General features: G+C 60.0%; 10 protein-coding genes. 4 read left to right on the top strand and 6 right to left on the bottom strand.

Annotation, left to right across the window (positions count from 1 at the left end; translation table 11 throughout):
• Together ACIREA_RS19610 and ACIREA_RS19605 are read left to right on the top strand one after the other, a co-directional pair.
• On the top strand, positions 1–293 hold a 293-nt coding region (locus tag ACIREA_RS19610), incomplete at its 5' end, for a hypothetical protein (RefSeq protein WP_397384034.1).
• Positions 290–1,006 carry an RNA polymerase sigma factor gene (locus tag ACIREA_RS19605; protein WP_397384033.1) on the top strand — a complete coding sequence of 239 codons (717 nt, stop codon included), beginning with the start codon at positions 290–292 and terminating at the stop codon, positions 1,004–1,006. The genes ACIREA_RS19610 and ACIREA_RS19605, both read left to right, overlap by 4 nt.
• Positions 1,007–1,062: 56 nt before the next feature.
• Here the strand turns inward: ACIREA_RS19605 and aspS are convergent, their stop codons facing one another.
• Complete coding sequence (gene aspS, locus ACIREA_RS19600; RefSeq protein ID WP_397384032.1) at positions 1,063–2,901, bottom strand: aspartate--tRNA ligase; 1,839 nt, start codon at positions 2,899–2,901, stop codon at positions 1,063–1,065.
• A 427-nt stretch (positions 2,902–3,328) separates the two neighbouring features.
• On the opposite strand from aspS, the gene ACIREA_RS19595 reads away from it, so the two are divergent.
• Positions 3,329–3,919: a sigma-70 family RNA polymerase sigma factor gene (locus ACIREA_RS19595; protein WP_395733244.1), complete on the top strand. Its 591-nt coding sequence runs from the start codon at positions 3,329–3,331 to the stop codon at positions 3,917–3,919.
• Positions 3,920–4,010: 91 nt separating this feature from the next.
• On the opposite strand, the gene dtd is transcribed toward ACIREA_RS19595, so the two are convergent.
• The 5 genes from dtd to ACIREA_RS19570 form a co-directional block, all read right to left on the bottom strand.
• Entirely contained in the window at positions 4,011–4,463 is a 453-nt protein-coding gene (gene dtd, locus ACIREA_RS19590) for a D-aminoacyl-tRNA deacylase (protein ID WP_397384031.1), read from the bottom strand.
• 22 nt (positions 4,464–4,485) lie between these two features.
• A complete protein-coding gene (locus ACIREA_RS19585; RefSeq protein WP_397384030.1) occupies positions 4,486–5,409 on the bottom strand; it encodes an amidohydrolase family protein in 924 nt (307 codons plus the stop codon).
• Between the two features lie 76 nt (positions 5,410–5,485).
• Complete coding sequence (locus ACIREA_RS19580) at positions 5,486–5,824, bottom strand: type II toxin-antitoxin system RelE/ParE family toxin (protein WP_397384029.1); 339 nt, start codon at positions 5,822–5,824, stop codon at positions 5,486–5,488.
• Complete coding sequence (locus ACIREA_RS19575; RefSeq protein WP_397384028.1) at positions 5,794–6,000, bottom strand: hypothetical protein; 207 nt, start codon at positions 5,998–6,000, stop codon at positions 5,794–5,796. The genes ACIREA_RS19580 and ACIREA_RS19575 overlap by 31 nt, the downstream gene beginning before the upstream one ends.
• Before the next feature lie 65 nt (positions 6,001–6,065).
• Complete coding sequence (locus ACIREA_RS19570) at positions 6,066–7,298, bottom strand: thymidine phosphorylase (protein ID WP_397384027.1); 1,233 nt, start codon at positions 7,296–7,298, stop codon at positions 6,066–6,068.
• Positions 7,299–7,387: 89 nt separating this feature from the next.
• Here ACIREA_RS19570 and ACIREA_RS19565 point away from each other — a divergent pair.
• On the top strand, positions 7,388–9,221 hold a 1,834-nt coding region (locus ACIREA_RS19565; RefSeq protein ID WP_397384026.1), incomplete at its 3' end, for a PSD1 and planctomycete cytochrome C domain-containing protein.

Below are 9,221 nucleotides of genomic sequence, written 5' to 3'. Positions count from 1 at the left end.
GAAAAGGCCTGTCTGGGTATGTCACCGCCACTGGAAACGACAAGAGCGGTCACGCATTTGTTTCCTGGAACAACGAAAGAGCCCAGCAGAGACAAGTAGACTGCTTTGCGGCACTCAAGGCAGGACAAAAAATCGGTTCTTATGAAGGGAGCTTGCTTGGCAAATGGGTGGAGGCACGCTTGGAAAGCGTGAACTTCCAGGTTTCATTGTCCGAAGTCGAGTTTTTTCAGATCAGGTGGCGAGCGATCAGAAAAGTGGTGTTTAAAAACATCGTTATCCCTCCTCTTCCATGACCTCCTCCTTCCACGACACCCGCTGGACGCTCGTCTCCCGTTCGCGCGGTGAGGATGTGCAGGCGAAGGCGGCGCTCAGCGAATTGTGCGAGGCCTACTACGCACCCGTGATGGCGTTTCTGCGGCGTGATGGGCGTGCAGAGGATGTGGCGCGGGATCTGGCGCATGATTTCTTTGCCAAGCTGCTCGCGGGTGGGACCATTGATGGAGCCGATCCGTTGCGTGGGAAATTTCGCAGCTACCTGCTCATGGTCTTGAAACGATTCGCCGCCAATCAACGAATTCACGATCATGCGGCCAAACGTGGCGGTGGCCAGATCCATGCGGTGATCGACGGTGAGTCCGACACGACCGGTGCGGGCCTGCAAATCGCCGACACTCGTATCGAAGCGCCGGATGCGGCCTTTGACCGCCAGTGGGCGCTGACATTGCTCGCGCGTGCGCTGGCACGTTTGGAGTCCGAGATGCGAGACGAAGGCAAGTCAGAGCACTTTGATGTGCTGAAACCGTGGCTGACAGCAGAAGCCGATGCGACACCGCAAAGCGAAGTGGCTACGAAACTCGGCATGAGCATCGAAGCCATCAAAGTGGCCGTGCATCGCCTGCGGAAACGCTTTCGCGAGGCCGTGAGAGCTGAGATCGCGCAGACGGTCAGTGATGCGGATACGGTGCGCGAGGAAATGGACTCGCTGATGGCGGCGCTGAGAAAATAAAAATCCCCTGTCCTTGCGGAACAGGGGATCTCGCGTTGCACAGCAACAAAGGAACTTTACGCCACCGGCGCAGCAGCAACGGCAGTCTCCGGCTTCTTCTCCTTCCAGGTGCTCTGGATGTAGATTTCGCGCAGGGTCTTGAAGTCGATGTTTGTCGGGCTGTCGGTCATCAAGTCGCTGCCCCTGTTGTTCTTCGGGAAGGCGATGACTTCGCGGATGCTTTCCTCTCCGCTGACAAGCATGGCGATGCGGTCCAGACCCAGGGCAAGGCCACCGTGAGGAGGGGCGCCGAAGCGGAAGGCGTCGAGGAGATGGCCAAACTTGTGGGCCTGCTCTTCTTCGTTCACACCGAGAACGCTGAACATCTTGGCCTGGAGATCCTTCTCGTGAATTCGGATGGAGCCGCCGCCAAGTTCGTAGCCGTTGAGGACCACGTCGTAGGCTTCAGCGCGCACCTTGCCGTATTCACCGGCGTCCATGAGAGGAATGTCTTCCGTCTTCGGACGGGTGAAGGGATGATGCACGGCCACCCAGCTCTGTGTTTCGGCATCTTGGGCGAGCAATGGGAAATCGACGACCCAGAGGAAGTTGAACGCGGTGCTGTCCTTGGTCAGCGCGGTCATGTTGGCGATCTCCACACGCACGCGGCCGAGGATGTCGCAGGCTTCCTGCCAGGTGCCGGCGTAGAAGAACACGATGTCGTTTTCCACGACGCCGAGCTTGGCGATGAGGGCCTTCTGCTCGTCTTCGCTGAAGAACTTCCAGAGGGGGCTCTTGTATTCGAGCACGCCGTTCGCATCACGCTCCACCTTGATGAAGGCGAGCTGCTTCACTTTCATGCCCGCCTGAGTGGCGATTTCGTTGAGACGGATCATCTGACCGGTGGTAATACCGGCGAAGCCCTTGGCGTTGATGGCACGCACGACGCCACCGTTTTCAATGGTGCTGCGGAAGATTTTGAAGCCGCTGGTGGCGAAGACATCAGCCATGTCCACGATTTCGTTGCCGTAGCGCGTGTCCGGCTTGTCGGAGCCGTAGCGGTCCATGGCTTCCTGATACGTCATGCGCGGGAAGGGCGTGGGGATGTCGCGGTCGGTGCCGGCTTTGAACATCTTGACCAGCAGGCCTTCGACGAGGTTCAGGATGTCATCGCGCTCAATGAAGCTGGCCTCGATGTCGATCTGGGTGAACTCAGGCTGGCGGTCGGCACGCAAGTCTTCATCGCGGAAGCAGCGGGCGATCTGGAAGTAGCGCTCAAGGCCGGCGACCATCATGAGCTGTTTGTACTGCTGCGGAGCCTGCGGCAGCGCGTAGAAGCGGCCGGGGTTCAGGCGGGCAGGCACGAGGAAGTCGCGCGCGCCTTCGGGCGTCGGGTTGCTCAGGATCGGTGTCTCGACTTCGATGAAGCCGGCGGCGTCGAGGCAGTTGCGTGCGGCGTTGGTGATCTTGTGGCGCGTGCGGATGTTCTTGCTCATGCGCTCGCGGCGCAGGTCCAGGTAGCGGTACTTCATCCGCATGTCTTCGTTGGACAGCTCACGGTCCAGCTGGAAGGGCAGCACATCGGCCTTGTTGAGGATCTTGAATTCAGTGGCGACGATTTCAATATCGCCGGTGCCCAGCTTGGCGTTTTCCGTGCCTGCGAGGCGTGCAGCCACCTTGCCGGTGATCTGCAGCACGTCTTCATCACGCAGGTGATGGCTCAGGGCGGCGAGTTCAGCGTTCTCTTCCGGGCGGAACACCACCTGGGTCAGGCCTTCGCGGTCGCGCAGGTCGATGAAGATGACGCCGCCATGGTCGCGGGCCGAATTCACCCAGCCACACAGTGTGACGGTCTGGCCGATGTGCTCTGAGCGGACGGCGTTGCAGTGAAAGGTACGGTAGGCGTTGGGGATCATGGCTGAAAAAGGGCGCGTAGAGTCGGCGGATTCGGCCTGCGTGCAAGGGGTAAGGCAGTGCCAAAATCCATGCCGGGGAAAGGTCGGAGGAAGGGCGTTCTCTCCCAATGGGCTTGGAAGCGCACCTCCTCAGCCGGGGCGAATTCTCCGTAGAGTCCGATTTGTACATCCAGATCATGGACTTGGGCGGATTAACAAGGAAGCCACTCATGAAGCCCAGGCAGGCCCCGTTCTTCAGTTTTGTTCAACATGCAGGAATAAGACCGTGTCGATATATCTCTCACGAACAGGTGCTCTGAGCACCCCCGAAGGCTTCAAAGTTAGACAAAATTCGATATAAAATTAGACAAAACAGAAACAAATCTTTGACGAAAGGGCGTTTGTCGCAATTATTCCAACCTGTCAGGTACCCCCAATCACCATGAACATGACTGAAATTTCCCCAGAGGTTGACCCCAATGTCGTCGAAGACATCCGCCTCCTGAAGCGCATCTCGGAACGCGATTCCGCCAGCTTCCAGACCTTCTATAAGAAGTATAGCGGCCTCATCTTCGCCTCGATCTCCAATGTCTTGAACGACCACCACGATACGGAGGACGTCATGCAGGAGGTCCTCGTGCAGGTCTGGAACAAGGCCCACCTCTACGAACCCCGTAAAGGCAAGCCGCTCACTTGGCTCACGACTTTGGCTCGCAATCGCGCCATCGACCGCATCCGCTCCAAGCAGCGCCGCTCACGCCTGAACGACGATTTCGAGTCCGAAAACAAGAAGGACCAGTACGAATTCGAACCTTCCGGCCACGAAAACCTCGAGTTCAAGGAACGCGACACCATCCTCCACAGTGCGGTATCTCGCCTCACGCAGGATCAGCGCGAAGCCATCGAGCTGACCTACTTCACCGGCCTCACCCAGGCCGAAGTGGCCGAGCGCCTGCACGAGCCTCTTGGCACGATTAAAGCTCGCATTCGTCGCGGTGTGAACCGCCTCGAAACGCTGGTGAAGCCACGACTTGCCTAACTTTCCAACCCCCAAAACTTGGAAAACCAAATGAGAAGGGCGGACTTCGGTCCGCCCTTTTTATGTTTCGAGAAGTAGACAGGGCTACTTTTTATTCCCGTGCCCTTGAGTCGATGCAGATGGTCACCGGCCCGTCGTTGACCAGCGCCACCTTCATGTCGGCACCGAAGATGCCGCGTGCCACGGGCTTGCCGATCTCGGCCTCCAGCAGCGACAAGAACTGCTCATAGAGCGGGATGGCGGTCTCAGGGCGCGCAGCACGGATGAAGCTGGGGCGGTTTCCCTTCTTCGTGCTGGCATGCAGCGTGAACTGGCTCACCACCAGCAGCTCTCCGCCGATGTCCTTCACACTGAGGTTCATTTTGCCCTCCGCATCGCCAAAGATGCGCATCTGCGTGAGCTTCTGCACCAGCCATGTCGCGTCCTCCAGCGTGTCTTCATGTTCGATGCCGGCCAGAATCATCAGGCCCGTGCCAATCTGGCCGGTGAGGGTGTCATCGACGGTGACGGAGGCGGAGGAGACGCGTTGGAGGACGAGGCGCATGGGGATTGAGGAATGACAGAGATCAGATGCGTTCGACCCACCGATACGCTGCCTTGGAATTCTTCCAGAAGTACTTCTCGCAAGCCTCCGTGCCTTTGGCGCGGAAGTACTCGTCCACAATTTTAAAGACGACGTCATACGGCGCGCCCCTGTCGGAGACGGGCCAGTCGCTGCCGTAGATGAGGCGGTCGGGGCCGAAGCACTCCCAGAGATGGTCGAGAATCGGGAGGTAGTAGGAGGTATCGCTCGGGGCCTTGCCGTACTCGCATTTCACCTGCTCCACGAGTGCTGAGACTTTCATGAAGACGTTCGGCTGTTTGGCCACAGCACGGATGTTTTCCTTCCATTCGGGACGCAGGGACTGGGGATCACCGGAGGCTCCGAGGTGATTGATGAGGACGCGCAGATCGGGCACATCGGCGGCGAGTTTGGCGGCGTGAGGCAGATAGGCGGGCGAGCCGTTCAAATCGAGCTCCAGTCCGTGTTTGGCCAGCGCTTTGGCACCGGCGAGCACGGCTTCCTGTTTCGCTGCATCTTGCAGAAATGCGCCGCTCCAGCGCACCCCGCGAAAGATCGGATTCGCGGCGAAACGCTCCAGATGGCCTGCAAACTCCGCGCCCGGATCGAGATGACCGACGAATCCCACGATGCTCTTTTCCTTCGCAGCGAGATCGAGAATCCACTGGTTGTCCTCCACGAGCAGACTGGCTTCGACGACGACGGTTTCTTTGACTCCATGCGGCGCTGCCACCGCGAGCCAGTCGGCAGGCAGCACGGTGCGGTACAAAGGTGTGCCCTTGCCCGGCCATGGCACGCCACCGGGACGGGTGGGATCATAGAAATGTGTGTGTGTGTCAATGATGCGCGTCGAAGGCGGTGCGGCCTGGACGGATTCATGCAGCAGGGCTGCGGCAGCGGTGGTCTGGAGAAAGCGGCGGCGGTTCATGCGGAGAGGTACGGGCGTACGTAAGCTTCTCAAGCATGGAGATTTTTCGGTGACTTTTTCCGCCGATGTTATGGAATCACGCTCTGCCTTCGTCCAGATCCTGCTCATGGCGATGGCCGTGCCAGAAGCGCAGGACGTGAACGACATTCTCGGCTGAGTCGATCCGGTAGATGATCTTGTAGCTGCCTTTGAAGACTAAAATCTCTCGCGTGTCTGGCAGGACAGCCACACGCACAGGGCGACCACTTTGTGCGCGCAGCGGTGATGACAGTTCCGTCTCTGCTGTCTCGATAAGGTTGCGGACGTACCGCTCTCCGCGGTCTGGCTCGCCATGCAGGAACCAGTAGTCGTCGATCTCATGCAGATCGTTGAGCGCCGAATCGGTCAGGCGGACTTGGAACGACGTTGAGCCCATTTGTGTTCCAGCAGCTCCCGGGCTTCCGCCAGGGGGCGTTCACGCCCGTTTCGCACATCATCCTCGGCCACGGCGATGTCGCGCAGCAGCCGGGCATCATCATGCAGCTCGCGCCAGGCAGGCGAATCCTCCGGCAGCTCGGCCAGCCAGGACAAGGTTTGCTCTTTGGTGCTCATGTTCACAAAGCTAACATCGGTCTCTCTACCCGCAACCGGGGACTGGGGCGGGGGTGGTCAGCAGGTCAGACGATGCTGATGTGCTCCTGCAAAATATCGAGCGTGCGAAACAACGCGCCTTTCGTCCGCGCATGCACACGCAGCAGCACATCGCCGGTTTGCACCTGCTTGCCAGTCTTGGCGATTTGATCGCAGCCCACCGCGAAGTCGATGGGATCGGCGGCTTTGGAGCGCCCGGCGCCCAGCTCCAGCACCGCCTGACCGATGCCTCCGGCATCCATGCGCGTGAGGGTGCCGCTGGCGGTGGCTTTGAGTTCGCCGATGAACGGTGCGCGATGCACGGTGGCCATCTTTTCCAGCGCGTCCACGTTGCCGCCTTGAGCAGCGACCATCTTCTGAAACTTTCGCCACGCATCACCCCGGTGCAGCATGGAGGCGAGATCGGCGCGGGATGAAACGGAGACGGCGGAGGCGAGATCGAGCACGATGTCCTCAAGATCTTGCGGGCCTTCGCCTTTGAGGCAGCGCACGCATTCGGCGACTTCCAGCGCATTGCCGGCGGATTCGCCCGTGGGCTCGTTCATCTCGCTCAGGCGCACGCTGGAGCGCACGCCCATGGCTTCGCCGACGGTGACGAGGCTGTGGGCGAGACGATGCGCCTCCTCCTGCGTTTTCATGAAGGCACCGCTGCCCCACTTCACATCCAGCACGAGGCGGTTCAGACCTTCGGCGAGTTTTTTGCTCATGATGCTCGCGGTGATGAGCGGCACGCTGGGCACGGTGCCGGTGACATCGCGCAGGGCGTAGAGCTTTTTGTCCGCAGGGCAGATGCCGGTGGTCTGGCCGACCATCACGCAGCCGATGCGGTCGATGACGTTGTGAATCTCCACCTCGTTGAGCTGGGTGCGGAAGCCGGGGATGCTTTCCAGTTTGTCCAAGGTGCCGCCCGTGATGCCGAGGCCACGTCCTGAGATCATCGGCACCCACACGTTGTCGCAGGCGAGCAGGGGCGCGAGAATGAGGGAGGTCTTGTCGCCAATGCCGCCAGTGCTGTGTTTGTCCACGCGCATGGGGTCGTGGTCGTTCCACAGCAGCATGCTGCCGCTGTGCAGCATGGCCTCGGTGAGTGCGGCGGTTTCCTCCGGCGTCATGTCGCGGAAAAAGATCGCCATCGCCAGGGCGCTCATCTGGTACTCCGGCATGTCCCCGCGAGTGAAGGCGCTGATGACGAAGTGGATCTCCTCAGAGGTGAGGGCTCCGCCGTCGCGCTTGTGCTCGATGAGGGTTGGGATGTGCATTTCGTCATGCTAGGATCTGCCATGCATGTTTGGCAATACTGAACCTGCGGACATCGTATGCTCATTCCGTCCAACCATGCGTGTCATTTGTGTCCTCCTCAGCCTCGGCTCTCACTGCGGCGGCGATTGATTTCTCGCGCGACATCCAGCCGATCCTTTCGGACAAATGCTACTTCTGCCACGGCCCGGATGCGAAGGAGCGCAAAGGTGAACTGAGGCTGGACGTGGAAAAGGAGGCCAAGGCCGTGAAAGACGGCGTAGCGGCCATTCTTCCAGGCAAGAGCCATGAGAGCTCAATGATCGAACGCATCTTCAGCAGTGACCCGGATGAAGTGATGCCCACGCCGAAGAGCAACCGCACGCTGACGGATGCGCAGAAGCAGCTGCTGAAGCAGTGGATCGACGAAGGAGCGAAGTGGGGGACGCACTGGGCCTTCAAACGGATCGAACGCCCCAAGGTTCCCAACGTGGGCGCAAAGCATCCCATCGATGCCTTTGTACAGGCGAAGCTGGCGGAGAAGGGGATGAAGGCTTCGCCACGCGCCGATGCGGTGGCGTTGCTGCGCCGTGTATCGCTAGATCTAACCGGGCTGCCGCCGACAGCGGACGAATTGAAGGAAGACTACGCGAAGGCCGTGGAGCGCCTGATGAATTCTCCGCGCTTCGGGGAGCGCTGGGCCTGGGACTGGCTGGATGCGGCACGCTATGCAGACACGAACGGCTACCAAGGAGATCCCGAGCGCACCATGTGGCCGTGGCGTGACTGGGTGGTGAAGGCGATCAATGAAAACATGCCCTATGACCGTTTCACGGTCTGGCAGCTTGGCGGCGATTTGCTGCCCAATGCAACGCCTGAGCAAAAACTGGCCACGGGATTCAACCGCAACCACATGATCAACGGCGAGGGCGGACGCATCGCGGAAGAGACGCGGGTGGAGAATGTGATGGATCGCGTGGAGACGACCAGCACCGTGTGGCTGGGGCTGACGATGGGCTGCACGAAATGCCACGATCACAAATTTGATCCGCTCACGATGCGTGATTACTACGGCCTCTACGATGTCTTCAACCAGACGAGCGAGGACGGCATTGGCCGCAGCGGACAGGCGGCTCCGGCGATGGACATGTCCACGCCTGCGGAACTCGAACGGGTGAAGACGACCACGGAAAAAGTGAAGCAAGTCGCAGCGGAGGTGGAGGCGTTTGAGCTGACCAAATGGCCGCGTCTCGCAGGCAAACCGCTGACGGAATCCGATGCGATCAAGCTGCCTGGAAACCTGCCGAGCTACATTGCCAAGACGGAGCCGAAGAACCGGGGCGTGGATCCGCTGCTGGAGGCGGTGAACTATTTCAAAGAGAAGGACGCCGGGTACACGAAGCTGCTGCAGAAGCTCCTCGCTGCCGTGCGTGCGCGCGTTTCAGCCACCAGCGCCGTCACCAAGGTGATGGTCATGGACACCACGACCAAGGTGCGTGAGACCTTTGTGCTGGAAAAAGGTGCGTATGACAAGCCCAGCACCACGAAGGTGAGCTTCAATGTGCCGGCGAGTCTGCCCGCGATGAAGCCTGACGCACCGCGCAACCGCCTGGGCCTCGCGCAGTGGATCGTGAGCCGTGACAACCCGCTGACGGCGCGTGTGACGGTGAACCGCTTCTGGCAGGCGTTCTTTGGTATCGGCCTTGTGAAAACAGCGGAGGATTTCGGTTTGCAGGGCGAGGAGCCACCGCAGCGCGAACTGCTCGACTGGTTGGCCTCCGAGTTCATCGACAGCGGCTGGGATGTGAAGGCGCTGATGCGCTTGATCGTGACGAGCGAAACGTACCAGCAGTCATCGAAAATCAAAGACGCGCAGGTCGATCCTGAGAACCGCTATCTGGCACGTGGGCCGCGCTTTCGCATGCCGTCGTGGATGCTGCGGGATC

The organism is Prosthecobacter sp. (assembly GCF_044373815.1).
In the GTDB taxonomy this organism is placed as follows: Bacteria; Verrucomicrobiota; Verrucomicrobiia; order Verrucomicrobiales; family Verrucomicrobiaceae; genus Prosthecobacter.
The sequence above is the reverse complement of the archived record's forward strand: the minus strand, read 5'-3'. Positions and strand labels throughout refer to the sequence as shown.

Excerpts from the sequence above, each read along its gene's own strand:
- ACIREA_RS19585 (WP_397384030.1), bottom strand. The coding sequence starts at position 5,409 with ATGAACCGCCGCCGCTTTCTCCAGACCACCGCTGCCGCAGCCCTGCTG.
- ACIREA_RS19580 (WP_397384029.1), bottom strand. The coding sequence starts at position 5,824 with ATGGGCTCAACGTCGTTCCAAGTCCGCCTGACCGATTCGGCGCTCAAC.
- ACIREA_RS19605 (WP_397384033.1), top strand. The coding sequence starts at position 290 with ATGACCTCCTCCTTCCACGACACCCGCTGGACGCTCGTCTCCCGTTCG.
- ACIREA_RS19570 (WP_397384027.1), bottom strand. The coding sequence starts at position 7,298 with ATGCACATCCCAACCCTCATCGAGCACAAGCGCGACGGCGGAGCCCTC.
- ACIREA_RS19595 (WP_395733244.1), top strand. The coding sequence starts at position 3,329 with ATGACTGAAATTTCCCCAGAGGTTGACCCCAATGTCGTCGAAGACATC.
- dtd (WP_397384031.1), bottom strand. The coding sequence starts at position 4,463 with ATGCGCCTCGTCCTCCAACGCGTCTCCTCCGCCTCCGTCACCGTCGAT.
- aspS (WP_397384032.1), bottom strand. The coding sequence starts at position 2,901 with ATGATCCCCAACGCCTACCGTACCTTTCACTGCAACGCCGTCCGCTCA.
- ACIREA_RS19575 (WP_397384028.1), bottom strand. The coding sequence starts at position 6,000 with ATGAGCACCAAAGAGCAAACCTTGTCCTGGCTGGCCGAGCTGCCGGAG.